This window comes from Acinetobacter sp. LoGeW2-3 (assembly GCF_002688565.1).
Lineage (GTDB): Bacteria > Pseudomonadota > Gammaproteobacteria > Pseudomonadales > Moraxellaceae > Acinetobacter.
The window spans coordinates 376425-396734 of sequence record NZ_CP024011.1 but is presented as its reverse complement, the minus strand read 5'-3'; the positions used below and the strand labels follow the sequence as shown (position 1 = coordinate 396734).

Below are 20310 nucleotides of genomic sequence, written 5' to 3'. Positions count from 1 at the left end.
AAAGTAGTAGTTTTTTGGGGCTTTTTATTAACGGGAGAATTGCCAAATGGCAACAACAAATCAGTTGATCCGCAAGGGTCGTACGACTTTGATTGAAAAATCAAAAGTTCCTGCGTTGAAGGCTTGTCCACAACGTCGTGGTGTTTGTACACGTGTTTACACAACTACACCTAAAAAACCTAACTCAGCAATGCGTAAAGTTTGCCGTGTTCGCTTAACTTCTGGCTTTGAAGTATCAAGCTACATCGGTGGTGAAGGCCATAACTTGCAAGAGCACAGTGTTGTTCTAATCCGTGGTGGTCGTGTTAAAGACTTACCAGGTGTACGTTACCATACCGTTCGTGGTTCTTTAGACTGTGCTGGCGTGAAAGATCGTAACCAGTCACGTTCTAAATACGGTGCTAAACGTCCTAAGAAATAATTGATCTTTTGAGATCAATTTCTTAGTTCGCTAGAACTGCAATCCTTTATCGTCTCGCTTGTCTGATTTCTGCATTTAATTTTGTGAAATTCAAGCGACGTGTAGTAAGGCCAGCGAAATGTACATGACACTTTGTACTCATGCTGGATAAACCTGAAGTGTCATATTTATAGGTAGTTTAAAATGCCAAGACGTCGCGTAGTCGCTGCTCGTGAAATCCTTCCGGATCCTAAGTTCAGTAGCCAAACAATCGCTAAATTCATGAACCACGTAATGCAAGATGGTAAAAAATCTATTGCTGAAAGTATCGTTTACGGTGCTTTAGACCGCGTTCAAGAAAAATCTAAAGTAGACCCAGTTGAATTTTTCGAAGCTACGCTTGAAAAAGTTCGTCCTATGGTCGAAGTAAAAGCACGCCGTGTTGGTGGTGCTACATACCAGGTACCTATGGAAGTGCGCCCATCCCGTCGTACTGCCTTGGCTATGCGTTGGTTAGTAGATGCTGCTGCTAAGCGTTCTGAAAAAACTATGGCTTTACGTCTTGCTGGTGAGTTGCTTGATGCAGCTGAAGGTAAAGGCGCAGCGGTTAAAAAACGTGAAGATGTGCACCGTATGGCTGAAGCCAACAAAGCATTCTCTCACTACCGTTTCTAAGCAAATAAAACAGGCCCTTATCAGGACGGTGATGATATGGGTTTTACCCAATGATCATCAAAACGCTTTAAGCTGCTAGCAGCTTAAAGCGTCCTGTTTTAAACAACAAATTTAGGAATGCTAGAAATCATGGCTCGTCAAACCCCAATTTCTCGTTACCGTAACATTGGTATCTCTGCTCACATTGATGCTGGTAAAACGACTACTTCAGAACGTATCTTGTTCTACACAGGTGTATCTCACAAACTAGGTGAAGTACATGATGGTGCAGCAACAATGGACTGGATGGAACAAGAGCAAGAACGTGGTATTACAATCACTTCAGCTGCTACGACTTGTTTCTGGTCTGGTATGGGCAAACAATTCCCAGAACACCGCATCAACGTAATTGACACCCCGGGACACGTAGACTTCACAATCGAAGTTGAACGTTCTATGCGTGTTCTTGACGGTGCATGTATGGTTTACTGTGCTGTAGGTGGTGTTCAACCTCAGTCAGAAACTGTATGGCGTCAAGCAAACAAATACGAAGTGCCTCGTTTAGCATTCGTGAACAAGATGGACCGTACAGGTGCCAACTTCTTCCGCGTTGTTGAACAAATGAAAACTCGTCTTGGTGCACACCCTGTACCAGTAGTTATCCCAGTAGGCGCTGAAGATAACTTCCAAGGTGTTGTTGACCTAATCGAAATGAAAGCAATCATTTGGGACGAAGCGTCTCAAGGTATGCAATTCGAATATGGCGATATCCCTGCTGACCTAGTTGCTACTGCTGAAGAATGGCGTACTAACATGGTTGAAGCTGCGGCTGAAGCATCTGAAGAATTGATGGATGAATACCTAAACAATGGCGATTTGACAAAAGAACAAATCGTTGCTGGTCTTCGTGCTCAAACTTTGGCTTGTGAAATTCAACCAATGCTTTGTGGTTCTGCGTTCAAAAACAAAGGTGTTCAACGTATGTTGGATGCTGTAATTGAATTCTTGCCATCACCTACAGAAGTTAAAGCGATCGAAGGTATCCTTGACGACAAAGCGGAAACTCGCGCTGTTCGTGAAGCATCTGACGAAGCTCCGTTCTCTGCGTTAGCGTTCAAAATCATGAACGATAAATTCGTAGGTAACTTAACATTCGTACGTGTTTATTCTGGTGTGCTTAAGCAAGGCGACCCGGTATATAACCCAGTGAAATCTAAACGTGAACGTATCGGCCGTATCGTGCAAATGCATGCGAACGAACGTCAAGACGTTGACGAAATCCGCGCTGGTGATATCGCTGCATGTGTAGGTCTTAAAGACGTTACTACTGGTGATACACTTTGTGATGAGAAAAACATCATTACTCTAGAGCGTATGGAATTCCCTGAGCCAGTAATTTCTTTAGCTGTAGAGCCTAAGACAAAAGCTGACCAAGAGAAAATGTCTATCGCACTTGGTCGCTTGGCTAAAGAAGATCCATCGTTCCGTGTTCGCACTGACGAAGAATCTGGCCAAACAATTATTGCGGGTATGGGTGAGCTTCACCTTGATATCCTTGTTGACCGTATGAAACGTGAATTTAACGTTGAAGCGAACATTGGTAAACCAATGGTTGCTTACCGTGAAACGATCAAAAAATCGGTTGAACAAGAAGGTAAATTCGTACGTCAAACTGGTGGTAAAGGTAAATTCGGTCACGTATACGTTCGTTTAGAACCACTTGACGTTGACGAAACTGGTAAAGAATACGAATTCGCTGAAGAAGTTGTAGGTGGTGTAGTACCTAAAGAATTCTTCGGTGCAGTTGATAAAGGTATTCAAGAACGTATGAAGAATGGTGTATTGGCTGGTTACCCTGTTGTGGGTATCAAAGCGACACTATTTGATGGTTCTTACCATGATGTCGATTCTGACGAATTGTCGTTCAAAATGGCAGGTTCTTATGCCTTCCGTGATGGTTTCATGAAAGCGGATCCTATCCTGCTTGAACCTATCATGAAAGTTGAAGTAGAAACTCCAGAAGACTACATGGGCGATATCATGGGTGACTTAAACCGTCGTCGTGGTATGGTTCAAGGTATGGACGATTTACCTGGTGGTACTAAAGCAATTAAAGCGGAAGTTCCATTGGCTGAGATGTTTGGTTACGCGACTCAAATGCGTTCTATGTCTCAAGGTCGTGCTACTTACTCTATGGAATTTGCTAAATATGCTGAAACTCCACGTAACGTGGCTGAAGGCATTATCGCTAAGTTCCAGTCTGGCGGTAAAAAAGGTGACGACGAGTAATCTTTCGATTACTATAAGCCCAACTAATTCATAGTTAAAAACCAGTGCTCATGCAGTGATCCTGCATGAGTAGTTTAAAAAGGAAGATCTCATGGCTAAGGCTAAGTTCGAACGTAATAAGCCACACGTTAACGTGGGCACAATTGGTCACGTTGACCATGGTAAAACAACTTTAACAGCTGCGATTGCAACTGTATGTGCGAAGAAATTCGGTGGTGAAGCGAAAGACTACGCTGCAATTGACTCTGCACCAGAAGAAAAAGCACGTGGTATTACAATTAATACTTCTCACGTAGAATACGATTCTCCAACTCGTCACTACGCTCACGTAGACTGCCCGGGTCACGCCGATTATGTTAAAAACATGATTACTGGTGCTGCTCAGATGGACGGCGCGATCCTTGTATGTGCTGCGACTGATGGTCCAATGCCACAAACTCGTGAACACATCCTTCTTTCTCGTCAGGTAGGTGTACCTTACATCGTTGTATTCTTGAACAAATGCGACCTTGTAGACGACGAAGAGCTTCTTGAGCTAGTTGAAATGGAAGTTCGTGAACTTCTTTCTACTTACGACTTCCCAGGTGATGACACTCCAGTGATCCGTGGTTCAGCTCTTCTTGCACTTAACGGTGACCAAGATCAATACGGCGAACCAGCTGTTGTAGCTCTTGTTGAAGCGCTTGACTCTTACATTCCAGAACCAGAACGTGCAATCGACCAAGCATTCTTGATGCCAATCGAAGACGTATTCTCAATTTCTGGTCGTGGTACAGTTGTAACTGGCCGTGTAGAAACTGGTGTTGTGAAAGTAGGCGAAGAAGTTGAAATCGTTGGTATCAAAGACACAGTTAAAACGACTGTAACTGGCGTTGAAATGTTCCGTAAACTTCTTGACGAAGGTCGTGCGGGCGAGAACTGTGGTGTTCTTCTTCGTGGTACTAAACGTGAAGACGTTCAACGTGGTCAAGTACTTGCTAAACCAGGTACAATCAAGCCGCATACTAAATTCGACGCAGAAGTATATGTACTTTCTAAAGAAGAAGGTGGTCGTCATACTCCATTCCTTAACGGTTACCGTCCACAGTTCTACTTCCGTACAACTGACGTAACTGGTGCGATCGCGCTTAAAGAAGGCGTTGAAATGGTTATGCCTGGTGACAACGTTGAGATGTCAGTAGAGCTGATCCACCCAATCGCAATGGACGCTGGCTTACGCTTCGCGATCCGTGAAGGTGGTCGTACAGTTGGTGCTGGTGTAGTATCTCGCGTTACTGCATAATCACTGAATTGTGAAAAAAAGCGTCCCTCTGGGGCGCTTTTTTTATGTGTGTTATTTCATACAAAAATCTTGCGTCAAAATAAAGCAGTGCTTAATTTACTTGCTTCGAAAAAATAACTTCACTAATAATTTTTTCTCTTACATCGAAAAAACAATATTATTATTTATTTCTCTTGCGCCGGAATAAAGCAGTGCTTTATTTCTCCTCATGGCCTTAACTGATATTTAGCTGACCTTAACTGCAATGATGTCAAATAGATAAGTGAGTAAGATAACAATAAGAAAATAGAATAATAGGGTCAGATCGAGAAGATCTGTCAGGAGTTGTTATATGAATGCTCAAGTAAAAATTACCAATCGTGCCGGTGCAAGTTTTCCAGTGCGTCGCATGAACTTTGATTTTGAACAGGTTCCAGAATACTGGATGAATGGTTCAGCGGGGCTAACTCATTTTATGACAGCGCTGTCTGCGTTATTTCCGGCAGGTGAAAAATTCTTTATCGACAGTGTGCGTGCAGTACGCCATCATCCTAAACTCAAAGACAATGAAGCGCTGCAAAAAGAAATCTCAGCCTTTATTGGTCAAGAAGCCATGCATACCCAAGAACATGTCGGCTTTAATGCATCAGCGCAAAAATACGGTCATGATGTCGATACCCTAGATCGTTATACCGATAAAGTCATTCAGACTACACGCAAATTGCTCGCCAAAGTAGCGAAGCCAGTTGGTATTACTCAGGAAATGGTGGACTTGACTGCTACAACAGCACTTGAACATTTCACTGCGACCATTGCTTCTCAGCTGCTGACTAACAGCCATATTCAGGAACTGATGAAAGATGACACCATGAAAACCATGTGGCTTTGGCATGCCATTGAAGAAAATGAGCATAAAGCCGTAGCCTATGATGTGTTTGAAGGTGTGTTTGGTAAAGGCTTCAAATCTTATGCTTTGCGTACCAGTTCACTGGTGATCGCTATGGTGACGCTATTTTTTGTGCAAAGTTATTTTCTTATGCGTTTGTTGAAAGAAGATCGTCAATTAAATCTAGAATCACTCAAGGACATTTACGAATATGCGTATAGCCCGTCTAAAGGTGTGATTACTGGTATGGGGCGTGAAATGGCGATGTACTTTAAGCCAGGTTTTCACCCAAATGACCATGATACGAATAGTCTGCTGGCCTACTGGAAAGGCAAACTCGGTCTTTAATCCAGCACAAAAAAAAGAGCGATTGAAATTGCTCTTTTTTTTACTCGATTTTCAGCACAAAGTTTCTATAATGCGCAGGAGATTTTTATTGATAGATGAACGAACATGATTCGTTTGATGCAAACAGCAGACGTAGATGCTGTTACCCAGATTGAGAAACAAGTGCAATCTCATCCCTGGACCAAAAACCAGTTCGAGGAAGCGGTTAGTGCTTATCAGAGTACGGTCATTGAATACGCTGGCAAAGTAGTTGGCTTTTGTATTTTGCAACCTGTACTGGATGAAGCCAATTTGCTGTTAATGGCGATTAATCCAAGCCAGCAGGGTAAGGGTTTTGGTTTTCAGTTATTAGAAGAATCGATCCAGTTACTGAAAAATAATCCGGTACAGATTTTCCTGGAAGTACGTGAATCAAACACAGCAGCAATCCGACTTTATGAAAAGTCTGGTTTTCATCAGATTGACCTGCGCAAGAATTATTATCCAAATCCGGGTGGTAGTCGTGAACATGCCATCATTATGGTAAAGGCATGTACCGATGACTTTGCCAGCCTGTTTAAATAAACAGGCTTAAAGTATTGCTTGCTGACGACCGGCTTACTTGATGATGGGATTATTCCATCCGGAGGGTAGGGTCGTCATCAAGGAGTTTCCCAAGTGTTCAATCTCCGTTGCATTCAGCGAGCGGTTTAATCGACGCCATTGGCCATCAATCAGTAATTCAAGCGGTAGGTATTGGGACTTGTAATTCATCTTGCTGGAATGCGGTACCCAATAACCCAGATATATAAATGGTAGACCAAGTTTCTGGGCGTGTTCAATCTGCTTCAGAATTGCAAATGCGCCAAGAGAACGGCGGCTTTCATCCGGATCAAAGAAGGTATAAACCGCAGAAATTCCATCATCGAGCAGGTCACAGGTCGATACACTGATCAGCCGATCATCTTTCCATAATTCTAAAAAGAAACTATCTGTGCAGCTTTGCAGCAAAAACTTTTCGAACTGATCGCGGCTTGGTGGGTACATGTCCCCATCGGCATGGCGTTCATTGATATAGCGTTCATATAGCGCATAGTGCGTATCATTGGCCTGTTGCGGTGTCGTGATGCGCAGGCTCAAGTCCTGATTTCTTTTCCAAGCCTTTTTCTGTGAACTGTTCATGCTGAATTCGCGCACAGGCACACGAGAAGACAGACATTGACGGCATAGATGGCATTCGGGACGGTAAACAAAATCGCCACTGCGGCGAAAACCGGTACGAGATAATTCAGAAAGCGTCACTACATCAATACGATGTGAGGGATCAAGAAAAACCATACGCGCAGACTTGTTTGGTAAGTAACTACAATCGTGTGGCGGCGTAATGTAATACTGTAAATCGTTCAGCAGGGATTTTGGTTGATAGGAGTTCATGACAAATTCCCTCTGTTATTTTCATTCACTTAATCGCGCGTTTAACGCTATTGTTTTACTTGAAAATACACCCTCCTGATACTTTTGCCAATTGATCGGTGGGCGTTTTATCACATCTTGTAACGAATTAAGATACGCCTGGCGAGAAATTGTACTGGCACCTAAGCTCAACAAGTGGTCATTGACCAGCTGGCAATCAATCCAGGGCAGCTGATTTTCCTGACCGATCAGCATGAGCGTATAAAATGCCATTTTTGAAACATCGGTCTGGGTGCTGAACATGGATTCGCCAAAACAGCCTTGTCCAATAGTCACGCCATATAATCCACCGACCACTTGATCTTCATCCCAGACTTCAATGCTATAGCCATATCCGGCATCGAACATGTCACAGTAGCCCTGAATAATATTTTCGGTAATCCAGGTATCATCCGCATAAGCGCGAGGCAGTGAGCAGGAACGAATGACTCGTTCAAAAGCATGATTGACGGTAATTTTATAATCATACTTTTTCATATTACGAATCAGGGATTTGCTTGGATGATAATCTTCCGGTCGAATGATGCAGCGTGGTTCGGGACTCCACCAGCAGATGGGATCACCTTCGGAAAACCATGGAAACAGCCCATGCGAATAGGCTTCAAACAGGGTAGATGGGGTGAGGTCGGCGCCAATACAAATCAGGCCTTCTCCTTCAAGATCAACTTCTACAGGATTGGGGAAAATGAACTGCGAAGGGGGAAGATGCTGCATGCCTGAACCTGGTTTTAGAATCATCAGTATTTATCATACATAAAAAAACCGCCCAAGATGGACGGCTTTTTCATTTTCAATGCTTAGTCTAACTTGCCTAATGCATCGAGGTATTTTTCTGCATCCAGTGCTGCCATACAGCCTGAACCGGCAGAGGTAATGGCTTGACGGTAAACGCTATCCGCAATATCACCCGCAGCGAATACGCCAGGAATAGAGGTTTGTGTTGCATTGCCAGCAGTACCGCTTTGTACCTGGATATACCCATCACGAAGCTGTAATTGACCTTCGAACATGGTGCTATTTGGCTTATGACCAATTGCAACGAACATGCCTGAAACTTCAACTTCTTGAGTTGAGTCATCTTGCGTTGATTTTAAACGTACAGCAGTTACACCAGATTTTGCATCACCTAACACTTCGTCGACCTGGTGATTCCAGATGATGCTGATTTTGCCTTCTTTCTCTTTTTCGAACAGGTGATCCTGAAGGATTTTTTCAGAGCGCAGGCTATTACGACGATGCACTAAAGTCACGTGAGATGCGATATTAGATAGATACAGTGCTTCTTCAACCGCAGTATTACCGCCACCAACAACCATGACTTTCTGGTTTTTGTAGAAGAAACCGTCACAAGTCGCACATGCGCTTACGCCTTGACCCATATAAGCTGCTTCAGATTCAAGACCTAGATACTGCGCAGTTGCACCCGTACAAATGATCAAGGCATCACAAGTGAATTCTTCCATGTCACCTTTTAATACGAAAGGACGTACATTCAGATCCACTTCATTGATGTGGTCATACACGATTTCAGTACCGAAACGTTCAGCATGCGCCTGCATACGTTCCATCAGTACTGGACCAGTTAAGCCTTCAGGATCACCTGGCCAGTTGTCCACTTCAGTAGTCGTCGTCAGCTGACCACCAAGTTGCAAACCTGCAATGAGTGTCGGTTTTAAGTTTGCACGTGCTGCATACACAGCTGCGCTGTAGCCAGCAGGGCCGGAACCTAAAATAATCAGTCGTGAGTGACGTGCGCTCATCGGGCTATCCTTTTTGTATTTAGAAATTTATTGAATTATACGTGAAACTGTATAACAGTGGTGTGAGATTAAAGTCGATATTATTGATCATACAAATCGATTTGGGCTATATAGAGACGATAGACAACAAGGACTATGCGCAGTTGCACAATACTGCATCTTTTTTCGTGTAACAGGTGCATAATAGGCATTTTATTGCGTCGTTTTTTTGAATCATAATAGCAAAAGAACATTCATGAAGAATTGGCTACAGGACAGTATATGACAGCGGTGTCGAGTGCTTATGCACAGCGCTTAGTAATGACATTATTTTTGGTCTCATTTGGGATCTATCTGTTTCTTGCAACAGTGACCTATACGCCATTTGATCCGGGGTGGATGCACATTTCCAGTGACACCCAAACGGTTTCAAATGCTAGTGGAGTTGCGGGTGCATGGATTTCAGACTTACTGTTTGGTTTTCTTGGCTGGGCAAGCTTACTCATTCCATTATATCTGTTCGTAGAAGCGGTACAGGTGTGGTGGCCGCATAGCTTCTTGAACCGTCCGTTCCGTTATGCAGCACAATTTTTCCTGTTACTGACCACTTCTGCCTTGATGTTCCTGTTTTGGGAAGTACCTGCTGATACACTAGATAATTCATCTGGCGGCATCATTGGTTATGAATTAGGTCAAAGCCTTGAACAGCTACTGACGATTTATGGTGCGGCAGTTTTTCTAGTTGCTTTGTGGGTATTACTATTTACCTTGGCCTTTGGGGTGAAATGGAACAAGACCTGGAGCAGCCTGAAAGCATCACCTGCATATTTACAGGATCTGTTTTACCGTAATGTCCCGGAAGGGGAGGGTGAGTTTGATCGTTCTATGGCAGTTGCCAAGAAAGATATCACCAGCAGTCCAGTTAAAAAGGCAGTTGCTACGCCAGTGATTCCTGTACCTGAACATGAGCCAGTTGAGATAGATCCTGTGGTTCGTGACCATGTCGCTGAGCGTCTGTTTGATGACATTGCAGATCGTGAATACCAGGCACAACAGAAAAAACATGTAGAACCTGAACTCAGTCCTGAAGATGAAGAATTCGAAAAAACGCTAGAAAAAGCACACCGCTTGATTCAAGACCCAGATCGTGTGATTACCACAGGTGAAGTTTGGCGTGCACTACATTCTGATGAAGATCAGCGCCATAAAAAGGATATTGATGCCTTACTCAAAGCTGCTGAAGAAGAACAGCATGCGCCTGTGACGCCAGCCGCGGTCGCTCCAATTCAGGAAATTAAGTCACATCTCAAAACTGAAACACCTATACCGTCTGTAAGTACGAAAAAAGGTCTGGATTGGGATGATGATGAAATCTTTGACGAGTTATTAGCAGCTGTACCACCGGGTAAAACTGCGACGGATGTGCATAGTCCATTTACTGCGCAAGCACCTGCTGAACAGCCAACTTTAAGAATTGTCGAAGACTTACCGAAAGCTGCGGTAGCGACTGCAGCTGTGGCAACAGGCATTAGCACAGCTCCTGTTTCTACACCTTCCGTACGCAATACAGGGTTTGAAGCTGATTTTGACGACCTAGATGATTTACTAGTCGAAGATATTGAGCCAGAAAAGCCAGTTCGTGCTTCTAGCTATGCGCAATCTTCTGCTTTTGTACAGGCACCAATTCAGCATCAGGGTATAGAAGTCTCTACAGCTGAAAACAACTCTATTGCCCAGACAGCTACCCAACAAAATGCAAGTCAGCAAAATAGCAGTGATGCAGTGAAAGCGGCATTGTCCAAAGAAGAATTTATTGAAGCATGGCATGAAACTGCAGGTGCTCCTCAAGAAGAAGATGACTTCGATTTTGATGCACCATTGACCGACTCCATGGGTCGTCCATTGTCACGTGCCATGATGGTGGCTGAACGCCGTAAGGATCTTTCACCATTACCGGGACTGGAATTGCTGGATGAAGTCGATCCAAACAAGAAGGTCAATTTCACCGAAGAGCAGCTCTCTCGCCTGTCCGAATTGCTAGAAATTAAACTTCAAGAATTCAACGTTAAGGCGAAAGTGGTTGAAGCTCAACCAGGCCCAGTCGTAACCCGTTTTGAGTTAGATCTGGCACCGGGTGTCAAAGCCTCTAAAGTCACCAACATTTCTCGTGACCTTGCACGTTCGATGTCTATGGCTTCAGTCCGTGTGGTCGAGGTAATTCCTGGTAAGCCATATATCGGGATTGAAGTGCCGAACAGCAGCCGTGAAATGGTACGTTTAATTGAGCTGGTACAGATTCCGAAATTCAATGATCCAGACGGCATTCTGTCGATGGCGATGGGTAAAGATATTTCCGGTAATCCGGTGATTACGGAACTCGGTAAAGCACCACATATGCTGGTTGCAGGTACCACCGGTTCGGGTAAATCTGTTGCAGTAAACTCGATGATTTTGTCGATGTTACTCAAGTACACTCCTGATCAATTACGTCTGATCTTGATTGATCCGAAACAGCTGGAATTAGCCAACTATAACGATATTCCACATTTGTTGACGCCAGTTGTAACTGACATGAAAGATGCAGTCAGTGCCTTGAATTGGTGTGTCAATGAGATGGAACGCCGTTACAAACTAATGTCCTTTCTGAAAATCCGTAAGCTGAGTGACTATAACCGTAAGGTCGAAGAAGCGATTGCCAATGGTGAAGATCTATTTGATCCAACCTGGAAGGCGAGTGAATCGGTTGCTGGGGAGCGTGCACCTCGTTTGACACCATTACCATCAATCGTCATTGTCGCGGACGAATTCGCGGATATGATCATGCAGGTCGGTAAGAAAGCTGAAGAGATGATTACCCGTCTGGCACAGAAATCGCGTGCGGCTGGTATTCACCTGTTATTAGCAACTCAGCGTCCATCCGTGGATGTCATCACTGGTCTGATTAAAGCCAACATCCCAACACGTGTGGCACTGCGTGTAAACTCGAAAATCGACTCGCGTACCATTCTGGATGCTGGTGGTGCAGAAGACCTGCTCGGTCATGGTGACATGCTGTTCCTTGGCCCAGGTAAGATTGAGCCTGAACGTGTGCATGGCGCCTTTATTGCCGATGATGAGGTGAACCGTATCTGTGATGCATGGCGTGAACGTGGTGCACCAAACTATGTCGATGAGATCCTGACACCGTTTGATGAAGAACCAACAAACCGTGGTTTTGAAGATGGTGGCGATGGTGGCTCTGACCGTGACCCACTCTATGACCAGTGTGTATCTTTCGTATTAGAAACCCGTAAGGCCTCAACCTCGTCGCTACAGCGTAAGTTTAGCTTGGGTTATAACCGTGCTGCCCGGATTATCGACCAAATGGAAGAGAGCGGTGTAGTAAGCGCGATGGGTGCTAATGGTAAGCGTGAGATTCTGATTTAAGATCGGAATCTCCACCTAATAAAAAAGCCTGCATCATGCAGGCTTTTTTATTGTATGAGCAAAGTCTTAAGCAAACTTGGCCAATACTTCAAGGAACTCAGCGCTGTGACGCGGGAATTTCGCAATCACGTCATGAATGCGCTCACCTTCAGGGTTGGTGGCGTTAACGTCACGACCATCTGCAACGAATTTAGTCAATAGGCGTTCATAGTCAAAAGGACGCATGTGTTTATACGCATGATAAAGTACATGGAAATCTGCGTTTACGCCTGCAGGAGGTAATTGATTGAGATAGGCAAATACACGCTCATCTGACCATTCTTCGTTAAACGTTGCCGGTTGAGACAATGCCATCACAAGCTCCTTGATATAATTTTCGACATGAAAAAAGGCAAAATATGAGTACGCAAGTGACAAAGTGTTTTTGAGCACTTTGGCTCGAAGCTATTACTTATTTAATGAGGGGCTAGGCCAATGATTTTGGTCTAGTCCACTTTAAGCAAAGTTTTTCATCGAGAAGTTGGATAAATGTAATTGTTACATCCAGCCTACTCGAAGCATAGCTTCTCGTCTTGAGCTTGGACAAATTAATACTTTGTATATCCATTCCACTCGAAGCATAGCTTCTCGTCTTGCGGCTGGGCAAAGCGGTGCTTTGCTATTCCAGCCTCATATTTTGCCTTGAATCCAGATTCTTGACTAATCAAAAATCAAATTATCGCTCTTCAGGTAAATTGATATTCATTTCAAGCATTTCAATGTTCGCTTCAGAACGGACCTGCATTTGAATATGCTGTTCATCTACACCGCGAACATAACGATTGACCACTTGCATGATTTCTTTCTTCATCATGTCAATCTTGTCCTGGCTTAAACGACGTCCCAGACCCTGTTCAGATGCAACAATTACCTTTAAACGGTCTTTTGCGGTTTGCGCGCTAGACGGTTTATCTTCACTGCTAAAAAGCTTACTCCAGAATCCAGCCATGCTTATGCTCCAAATAATCGAGCTAACCAGCCCTTTGGTTTCACTTCAATGTGACGGTAAGGACGCTCTTCGCCGAGGAAACGCGCAACCAGGTCATCATAAGCCTGACCTGCAGCAGAAGCAGTAAAGTTAATGACTGGCTTACCTTCGTTCGATGCTTGCAGAACGCTTGGGCATTCTGGAATGACACCTAGAGTTGGCACGCGTAGAATATCTTTAGAAATGTCATCAATCGTCAACATTTCCTGTTTATCCGCACGTTCAGGGTTGAAGCGTGTGATACACAGATGCTTACGGATGCGGCCTTCGTTTTGTTCTACTTTTTTTGTTTTGCTGTCGAGCATACCAATGATACGGTCAGAGTCACGTACTGAAGAAATTTCAGGGTTAGTCACAATGATCGCTTCATCAGCGTGGTACATCGCCATGATCGCACCGCGTTCAATACCCGCAGGTGAGTCACAAATAATGTAGTCAAATTCCTGCGACAGTTCATCCATTACACGTGCAACACCTTCATCAGTGAGGGCATCTTTATCACGTGTTTGAGACGCTGGCAGAATATATAAATTTTCAATATCTTTATCGCGAATAAGCGCTTGTTGTAATCGTGCTTCGTTATTTAAAACATTCACAAAATCATAAACAACGCGGCGTTCACAACCCATGATCAAGTCAAGGTTACGTAAACCCACGTCAAAGTCGATAACAACAGTTTTGTGGCCACGTAGGGCTAAACCTGTTGCAAAAGATGCACTTGTCGTAGTTTTACCTACACCACCTTTGCCTGACGTTACGACAACAATTTTCGCCACCGAATCCACTCCTGTTATGGTTTAAATTCCCTATTTAACATAGGGTTTTGGTGTTTATTTATACATTAAAATTGTAGAGCTTCAAATACAAGCTCTTGTTGATCATTCAAGTAAATATGCACAGGCTTTTTCACCACATGCGGTGGAATGTCGTCTGCAACACAGTAAGTACCTGCAATGGAAATAAGCTCTGCTTCCAGTGCATGACAGAAAACGCGGGCTGCGGTATTGCCACCGGCACCGGCAATGACACGCCCACGGGCGCTGCCATAGATATGAATATTGCCAGAGGCAATCACTTCTGAGCCGCTGTTAATACCGGCACTGATAATAATATCGCCATGATGTTGTACGATGCACTGACCAGTACGCAGAATTTCATCATGGTAGGAAGTCACATGCGCAATCACTGGTGCTGCCTTAACTTCTTCAGTTCCAGCATCTGACTTAACAACTTCAGGTTTGACTTCAATGACCTGTTCTTTGGTTGCCTTGATTTCCTGCAGCTGACGGTCAGGTGGCAATACCGGGAACTGAATCGCACGCGCCTGATCTGCAAGCGGGCCTTCAGTGACTGCCATCGGTTGCACATCCATACTGATCAATAGCTGGATCAGCGCAATAAGTTCCTGCTCGACAGTACTTTCAATCACCACCAAAGTGCCCGGTGGAAATGCAGCTTGTAATTTGGGTGCTAATTGCTGGCGGATCGCATCATGATCATTTGTTTCAAGGGTAATGCGAATCGCATTGACCATTCTGCCCTTAATCCGTATATCAGCCATAGTTCTTCCTTAATACTTCTGACTTGTAAAATTTTATGTCGAAGCAATGTTGTAAATAGTGCAAATCCTAGAACAAATTTCGTTAATTCTCTAGCGATCCAAGTTATTTTTTTATGCGATCAGATTCCATAAAAAAGAATAGCATTATTCATGCCGAATTAGAGGTATGTTGAACGCTGATTTTGCTCATTTTCTTCCAAAATTTGCTGCCACTGCTTAATTTTGACCTGTTTACGGATCGCTTCAAGTGTTTCAAAAACAGCCGATTCCACCAGTTTGTCGATGTTCGGATTTTGCTCAATCTGGATCTGACTGATTTTTTCAGAAATCATGGCAAAAGTTGGATTATCTTTACTGTAATTGGTATGAGTAAACGGGTCGATCAATCCTTGGGTAATATTTTCTCCCAAGCGTTGACCGATACTTTGGATCTGTCGCTCCAGCCGTCCACCTACTATGGGAATCAGGCGTAACAGCTGAGTCAACTCAGGGGTATCTTCAATCGCCTGATTCACCACCTGACCGACATTTTTGGCAATCATATACCGCTGTGCCTGTAATTCCTTGCCCAGTGTTTCTTGCAGGATATCTGCCAAAGCAATCGCGAATAACTGACGGTGATGCTCCACCAGATCATCAATCAGCTGACGGTGTGTGGTACTGGTGGTCAGTTCACGTTTAATCCCATCCAGCACGGTAATTACAATACGGCTGGTCAGTTCTTCCATGACCAGGTTGTAATAGAAGTTGCCACGCCTATACCAGCTATTTGGGATTACTTTGAAACCATGACTATGCAGGTTGTAGCCGATCGCCACTGCACGCAGCAGGCGCAGAAAACGTAGTTGTGGCACGATGGCGAGAATTTCGTACCAGTGAATAAAGGGAAAGAACCACCAGCGAGCATGATGACGTAGGACAATCGCAATCAGCCAACGCACTAACAATTCGCCAATCAGGAAGGTGGTAAACCAGCCCTCGGTAATAATCACCCAAGGGCGCAGTTCAGTTTTATAGAATTGCAGAATTTCTGGTAGACGGATGAAGTCGAATAGCCACAGCCCAAAGTCGCTCATTAAAATGGCGTTGGCACTCAGACAGAACAGGTTGATGACGATTAACACCATCATAAAGATGTCGTAGGCCAAGGCGACCTTCCAGCCCCAGGTGCCTTCACGGAAAAAGTTAAAAGCGCTGGAGCTGGTTTTCGGGGGAGTCGGCTTCATAGTCTCTCAGATTAGGATATCAGGCTGTTTGAGCCAGATCCTGCTTCATTTTCTCAATCAACTGATCTTTCTCAGTCCATATTTGGTGAATCCATTGCTGGAAACGTTCGCGGAATTCTGCATTTTCCTCATAATTTCCGCCCAGTACCCAGTCTGGAATTTCAATCTTTCTTAAATCTACCGCAATACGGGGTACTTCGCCCAGCCAGAATTCACCATAACCGGGTACGCCGTCTGGATAAACGATGGTCATATCCACAAAAGCATCAATACGATCACCGAGAATATTCAGTGCCAACGCCAAACCACCCGCCTTTGGTTTGAGCAAGTGTTTATATGGAGACTGTTGCTGGTCATGTTTTTCTTGGGTAAAACGAGTCCCTTCCAGATAATTCAGCAGGGTAAATGGCTGACTCAGCAATTGCTGGCAGGATTTGCGTGCTTCATCCATATCGCGGTCTTTTAGTGCAGGATTTTTAGCAATTTGTTCCTTGGTATGACGTTTCATCATTGGGAAGCCGAGAATTTTAAAGGCTTGGCCTACAAATGGAATAAAGATCAGTTCCCATTTGGTAAAGAAACGGGTCAGTGGCATGCGGGTCAGACCGAAGTATTGATTTACCGTAGTATCGACCCAGCTCTGATGATTACAACTCATCAGGTAGCGGCCCTGCATATTCAGATCTAATGACTCATCGATAGTAATGGTCCATTTAGTATTTTTCAGGACATTTTCAATCAGCCAGTTATTCACCCCAAGCCAACTGTTGGTAATCTTAATATTGGTTTCATCAATTTTGGATGACTTTTTGACCAGTTTTGTTAAACCCAATGCCAGTACAGGTGGTCCATGAAAAAAGGTACTTCCAGTCATTACTGAAGTGACAGTCAGACCACGGGCAATTTTTTTTAAAATAGGTTGTTTATTACTTTCCGACGACATATAACCCTGTCCTAAGATGATAATCGACTAAATTTTGTCATATTTTTAACAATATACGGTCTGAGACACAATTAGAAAAGCGCAGAATGAGAACTGTGGAGGAATTGTGACGAAGTTAACCGTTTTGTTTACATTTAAACATTACAAATAGTTACGAAAAGATTTATTATTAACAAATCAGATATGGTTATTGATTGAATTATTGACCATTATTCTTCAAATACAACAAAACAAGTTAAGGAGGCATGCAATGCGTGCATTGTTAATTACAGCAGCTGTAGCAGGGGCGGTAGCACTTACAGGTTGTCAAACTACAGGTAATAACCTTGGTGGTATTGAGTACGACAAAACAGCTTTGGGTACAGTAATTGGTGCTGCGGCTGGTTATGGTATCTCTAAAGGCAATGCAAATACTAGCGCTCAGAACAACCGTGCAGCAGCAATCGGTGCAGTTCTTGGTGGTGCAGCGGGTGTTTACCTTGACAATAAAGAGAAAAAATTACGTCAAGCGACTGCAGGTACAGGCGTAGATGTAAACCGTAATCCAGATGGTTCGATCAACCTTGTAATGCCAGGTGCGATTACATTTGATACTAACAAATCAAATATCAAACCAAACTTCTATGCAACATTGAACAAAGTTGCTCAAGTTCTGACTGAAGATAGCAAGAGCGGTATCCTGGTAACTGGTTATACTGACAGCACTGGTAATGACTCAATCAACTTGCCATTGTCTCAAGCGCGTGCACAATCTGTTGCGAACTACCTTGCTGGTCAAGGCATCGCACGTACTCGTATCAATGCACAAGGTCTTGGGTCAGCGAATCCAATCGCAGACAACACAACTGCGGCTGGTAAAGAACAAAACCGTCGTGTAGAAATCGCGGTATATGCTGTTCAGTAAGATCTGAATTGCAAAAAAGACCACCTTCGGGTGGTTTTTTTATGTCTGAAATATGACGCAGGAAAATGAATTTTCAATTAGGCAAGTGAGCTTGAGCCGACTATAATCGGAGCCGAATCTAGAAGAGGAAGCACTATGTCACTCGCCAGTCAGTTAAATGACAAGCAACTTGAAGCCATGAAATACACTCAAGGACCCTTGTTAGTGCTTGCCGGTGCGGGTTCGGGTAAGACTTCAGTAATCACAAGAAAAATCGCCTACTTGGTTAAGCATTGCGGGATTCCGGCACACCGTATTACTGCCATGACCTTTACCAATAAAGCTGCACGTGAAATGAAAGAGCGTGTGGGTAAACTACTTACACGTGAAGAAGGTAAGGGGTTGTCAGTATCGACCTTCCATACTTTTGGTCTGAATTTATTGCGCCTAGAGCTGAAACATACACCGTTAAAAAATAATTTCTCGATTCTGGATGCAGATGACTGCAAACGTATTCTGATGGACCTTATGCACCGCGATAACTTGTCGGGTGCAGAAAGCAAAGAACTGATCGCCAAGGCGATGAAGATGATTTCCGACTGGAAAAATGATCTGATCCCACCAGAGCAGGCACATACCACTTGTGAAACTCCAGAAGATGTTCAGTTTGCACATTTGTATCAGCTATATGAACGGAACCTGCGTGCCTATAACGCTGTTGACTTCGATGACTTGATCGTGATGCCAACCCGTTTGCTGCAGGAAAATGCCGAAGTCCGTGACAAATGGCAGAACCGCGTGCGTTATCTGTTGGTGGACGAATATCAGGATACTAATACCGCGCAGTATATTCTGGTAAAACTGCTGGTAGGTGTAATGGGCCAATTCACTGCGGTAGGGGATGATGACCAGTCGATCTATGCTTGGCGTGGTGCTAAACCGGAAAATATGGCGTTGTTACAGCAGGATTTCCCGAACCTGAAAGTGATCAAGCTAGAACAAAACTATCGTTCAACTAGCCGGATTCTGAAAGCTGCCAATACGGTGATTGGTAACAACCCGCATATCTTCGATAAGAAATTGTGGTCGGACAAAGGTCATGGTGAAGTGATCCGTGTCATCACTTGCCGTAATGATGACGATGAAGCAGAACGTGTAGTGAAAGATCTGATTACACATAAGCTAATGAATGGTAAAAACTGGAAAGATTACGCGATTTTGTACCGTGGTAATTTCCAGGCACGTATTCTGGAAACCCAGCTGCGTCAGATGCAGATTCCTTACAAGCTTTCAGGCGGGCAGTCTTTCTTCGCGCGTGCGGAAATCAAAGACATCATGGGTTACCTGCGTTTGATCATTAACCCGGAAGATGACAGTGCCTTCCTGCGTATTATCAATACGCCGAAACGTGCCATTGGTCCAGTAACTCTAGAAAAACTGGGCCTGTTTGCACAGGAAAATAATCTGTCGCTTTTAGCAGCCGCAGCTGATCAGCGTCTGACCATGGCGATGCCAAAAAAAGCTACGACTCAGTTGGCTGAGTTTGCAGACTTTATTAATAATTTTACCCGTAACCTGCTAGATGATGATGAGCCAGTGCCAATTATCCGCCAGATGATGGTGGAAGCCGGCTATATCGACTACATCAAGGAATCGGCAGCGACACCGGCACAGGAAAAAACCAAGCTCGACAATATTGAAGTGTTATATAGCAGTATTCAGAGCCTGATTAACCGTGCAGAAGATGTTGATGAAAAGAATATTGAAAGCGTGATTCGTAAGATGGTACTGCTGGATATGTTGGAACAGCAACAGGAAGCGGAAGATACCGATAAGGTCAATCTTCTGACATTGCATGCTTCTAAAGGTCTGGAATTCCCTTATGTTTACCTGATCGGTCTGGAAGAAGAAATTCTGCCACACAAAAACTCGATTGCTGCGGAAACCGTCGAGGAAGAACGCCGTCTGATGTATGTGGGGATCACTCGTGCACGTCAGGGCTTGACCATTACCTTGGCTGAGCAGCGTAAAGCAGGCGGGCAGATGAAACAGATGACCCCAAGCCGTTTCCTGGATGAATTACCGGAAGACGAATTGGAGTGGTTAGGTCGCAAGAAAAAGCTGGCTGGCAATATCGATCCGAAACAGCAAGCACAACATTATCTGGATAATTTACGCGCACTAATTAAGCGTTAAAATTTAAATAATTAATCTA

Annotated in this window: 18 protein-coding genes; 9 read left to right on the top strand and 9 right to left on the bottom strand. The window is 44.0% G+C overall.

Going from position 1 to position 20310, the window contains the following annotated elements; genetic code table 11:
* The first annotated feature begins 46 nt into the window (after positions 1-46).
* The 6 genes from rpsL (at position 47) to rimI (ending at position 6402) form a co-directional block, all read left to right on the top strand.
* On the top strand, positions 47-421 hold the full coding sequence (gene rpsL / locus BS636_RS01875) for a 30S ribosomal protein S12 (RefSeq protein WP_004638184.1): 375 nt from the start codon (positions 47-49) through the stop codon (positions 419-421).
* Positions 422-604: 183 nt separating this feature from the next.
* The gene (gene rpsG / locus BS636_RS01870; protein ID WP_067728659.1) at positions 605-1075 is read left to right on the top strand and encodes a 30S ribosomal protein S7; all 471 of its coding nucleotides are present in this window, start codon (positions 605-607) and stop codon (positions 1073-1075) included.
* A gap of 129 nt (positions 1076-1204) precedes the next feature.
* The gene (gene fusA, locus BS636_RS01865) at positions 1205-3343 is read left to right on the top strand and encodes an elongation factor G (protein ID WP_099339576.1); all 2139 of its coding nucleotides are present in this window, start codon (positions 1205-1207) and stop codon (positions 3341-3343) included.
* Positions 3344-3434: 91 nt separating this feature from the next.
* A complete protein-coding gene (gene tuf / locus BS636_RS01860; protein ID WP_099337266.1) occupies positions 3435-4625 on the top strand; it encodes an elongation factor Tu in 1191 nt (396 codons plus the stop codon).
* A gap of 331 nt (positions 4626-4956) precedes the next feature.
* Positions 4957-5838: a metal-dependent hydrolase gene (locus BS636_RS01855; RefSeq protein ID WP_099337265.1), complete on the top strand. Its 882-nt coding sequence runs from the start codon at positions 4957-4959 to the stop codon at positions 5836-5838.
* A 105-nt stretch (positions 5839-5943) separates the two neighbouring features.
* Positions 5944-6402 (top strand): ribosomal protein S18-alanine N-acetyltransferase, encoded by a 459-nt coding sequence (gene rimI, locus BS636_RS01850; RefSeq protein ID WP_099337264.1) that lies wholly within the window; start codon positions 5944-5946, stop codon positions 6400-6402.
* 33 nt (positions 6403-6435) lie between these two features.
* Here the strand turns inward: rimI and BS636_RS01845 are convergent, their stop codons facing one another.
* The 3 genes from BS636_RS01845 to trxB all read right to left on the bottom strand — a co-directional run bounded on the left by BS636_RS01845 (position 6436) and on the right by trxB (position 9050).
* Complete coding sequence (locus tag BS636_RS01845) at positions 6436-7251, bottom strand: arginyltransferase (RefSeq protein WP_099337263.1); 816 nt, start codon at positions 7249-7251, stop codon at positions 6436-6438.
* A 21-nt stretch (positions 7252-7272) separates the two neighbouring features.
* Positions 7273-8004 carry a leucyl/phenylalanyl-tRNA--protein transferase gene (aat, locus tag BS636_RS01840; protein WP_099339575.1) on the bottom strand — a complete coding sequence of 244 codons (732 nt, stop codon included), beginning with the start codon at positions 8002-8004 and terminating at the stop codon, positions 7273-7275.
* 83 nt (positions 8005-8087) lie between these two features.
* On the bottom strand, positions 8088-9050 hold the full coding sequence (gene trxB, locus BS636_RS01835; RefSeq protein ID WP_099337262.1) for a thioredoxin-disulfide reductase: 963 nt from the start codon (positions 9048-9050) through the stop codon (positions 8088-8090).
* Positions 9051-9311: 261 nt separating this feature from the next.
* Between trxB and BS636_RS01830 the strand changes: the two genes are divergently transcribed.
* The gene (locus tag BS636_RS01830; protein WP_099337261.1) at positions 9312-12455 is read left to right on the top strand and encodes a DNA translocase FtsK; all 3144 of its coding nucleotides are present in this window, start codon (positions 9312-9314) and stop codon (positions 12453-12455) included.
* 66 nt (positions 12456-12521) lie between these two features.
* Here BS636_RS01830 and BS636_RS01825 read toward each other — a convergent pair whose 3' ends face one another.
* The 6 genes from BS636_RS01825 to BS636_RS01800 all read right to left on the bottom strand — a co-directional run bounded on the left by BS636_RS01825 (position 12522) and on the right by BS636_RS01800 (position 17212).
* Complete coding sequence (locus BS636_RS01825; protein ID WP_099337260.1) at positions 12522-12809, bottom strand: PA4642 family protein; 288 nt, start codon at positions 12807-12809, stop codon at positions 12522-12524.
* 361 nt (positions 12810-13170) lie between these two features.
* Complete coding sequence (gene minE, locus BS636_RS01820) at positions 13171-13443, bottom strand: cell division topological specificity factor MinE (protein WP_071319892.1); 273 nt, start codon at positions 13441-13443, stop codon at positions 13171-13173.
* A 2-nt stretch (positions 13444-13445) separates the two neighbouring features.
* Positions 13446-14258, bottom strand: a complete 813-nt coding sequence (gene minD / locus BS636_RS01815; RefSeq protein WP_004811150.1) for a septum site-determining protein MinD — start codon at positions 14256-14258, stop codon at positions 13446-13448.
* Between the two features lie 65 nt (positions 14259-14323).
* Positions 14324-15043, bottom strand: a complete 720-nt coding sequence (minC, locus tag BS636_RS01810) for a septum site-determining protein MinC (RefSeq protein WP_099337259.1) — start codon at positions 15041-15043, stop codon at positions 14324-14326.
* 158 nt (positions 15044-15201) lie between these two features.
* The gene (locus BS636_RS01805; RefSeq protein WP_099337258.1) at positions 15202-16269 is read right to left on the bottom strand and encodes a hypothetical protein; all 1068 of its coding nucleotides are present in this window, start codon (positions 16267-16269) and stop codon (positions 15202-15204) included.
* A gap of 19 nt (positions 16270-16288) precedes the next feature.
* A complete protein-coding gene (locus BS636_RS01800; RefSeq protein WP_099337257.1) occupies positions 16289-17212 on the bottom strand; it encodes an acyltransferase in 924 nt (307 codons plus the stop codon).
* A 250-nt stretch (positions 17213-17462) separates the two neighbouring features.
* On the opposite strand from BS636_RS01800, the gene BS636_RS01795 reads away from it, so the two are divergent.
* Both BS636_RS01795 and BS636_RS01790 read left to right on the top strand, forming a co-directional pair.
* Complete coding sequence (locus tag BS636_RS01795; protein WP_099337256.1) at positions 17463-18116, top strand: OmpA family protein; 654 nt, start codon at positions 17463-17465, stop codon at positions 18114-18116.
* 135 nt (positions 18117-18251) lie between these two features.
* The gene (locus BS636_RS01790; RefSeq protein ID WP_099337255.1) at positions 18252-20291 is read left to right on the top strand and encodes a UvrD-helicase domain-containing protein; all 2040 of its coding nucleotides are present in this window, start codon (positions 18252-18254) and stop codon (positions 20289-20291) included.
* The last annotated feature ends 19 nt before the right edge of the window (positions 20292-20310 follow it).

Excerpts from the sequence above, each read along its gene's own strand:
- rpsL (WP_004638184.1), top strand. The coding sequence starts at position 47 with ATGGCAACAACAAATCAGTTGATCCGCAAGGGTCGTACGACTTTGATT.
- rpsG (WP_067728659.1), top strand. The coding sequence starts at position 605 with ATGCCAAGACGTCGCGTAGTCGCTGCTCGTGAAATCCTTCCGGATCCT.
- fusA (WP_099339576.1), top strand. The coding sequence starts at position 1,205 with ATGGCTCGTCAAACCCCAATTTCTCGTTACCGTAACATTGGTATCTCT.
- tuf (WP_099337266.1), top strand. The coding sequence starts at position 3,435 with ATGGCTAAGGCTAAGTTCGAACGTAATAAGCCACACGTTAACGTGGGC.
- BS636_RS01855 (WP_099337265.1), top strand. The coding sequence starts at position 4,957 with ATGAATGCTCAAGTAAAAATTACCAATCGTGCCGGTGCAAGTTTTCCA.
- rimI (WP_099337264.1), top strand. The coding sequence starts at position 5,944 with ATGATTCGTTTGATGCAAACAGCAGACGTAGATGCTGTTACCCAGATT.
- BS636_RS01845 (WP_099337263.1), bottom strand. The coding sequence starts at position 7,251 with ATGAACTCCTATCAACCAAAATCCCTGCTGAACGATTTACAGTATTAC.
- aat (WP_099339575.1), bottom strand. The coding sequence starts at position 8,004 with ATGCAGCATCTTCCCCCTTCGCAGTTCATTTTCCCCAATCCTGTAGAA.
- trxB (WP_099337262.1), bottom strand. The coding sequence starts at position 9,050 with ATGAGCGCACGTCACTCACGACTGATTATTTTAGGTTCCGGCCCTGCT.
- BS636_RS01830 (WP_099337261.1), top strand. The coding sequence starts at position 9,312 with ATGACAGCGGTGTCGAGTGCTTATGCACAGCGCTTAGTAATGACATTA.
- BS636_RS01825 (WP_099337260.1), bottom strand. The coding sequence starts at position 12,809 with ATGGCATTGTCTCAACCGGCAACGTTTAACGAAGAATGGTCAGATGAG.
- minE (WP_071319892.1), bottom strand. The coding sequence starts at position 13,443 with ATGGCTGGATTCTGGAGTAAGCTTTTTAGCAGTGAAGATAAACCGTCT.
- minC (WP_099337259.1), bottom strand. The coding sequence starts at position 15,043 with ATGGCTGATATACGGATTAAGGGCAGAATGGTCAATGCGATTCGCATT.
- BS636_RS01805 (WP_099337258.1), bottom strand. The coding sequence starts at position 16,269 with ATGAAGCCGACTCCCCCGAAAACCAGCTCCAGCGCTTTTAACTTTTTC.
- BS636_RS01800 (WP_099337257.1), bottom strand. The coding sequence starts at position 17,212 with ATGTCGTCGGAAAGTAATAAACAACCTATTTTAAAAAAAATTGCCCGT.
- BS636_RS01795 (WP_099337256.1), top strand. The coding sequence starts at position 17,463 with ATGCGTGCATTGTTAATTACAGCAGCTGTAGCAGGGGCGGTAGCACTT.
- BS636_RS01790 (WP_099337255.1), top strand. The coding sequence starts at position 18,252 with ATGTCACTCGCCAGTCAGTTAAATGACAAGCAACTTGAAGCCATGAAA.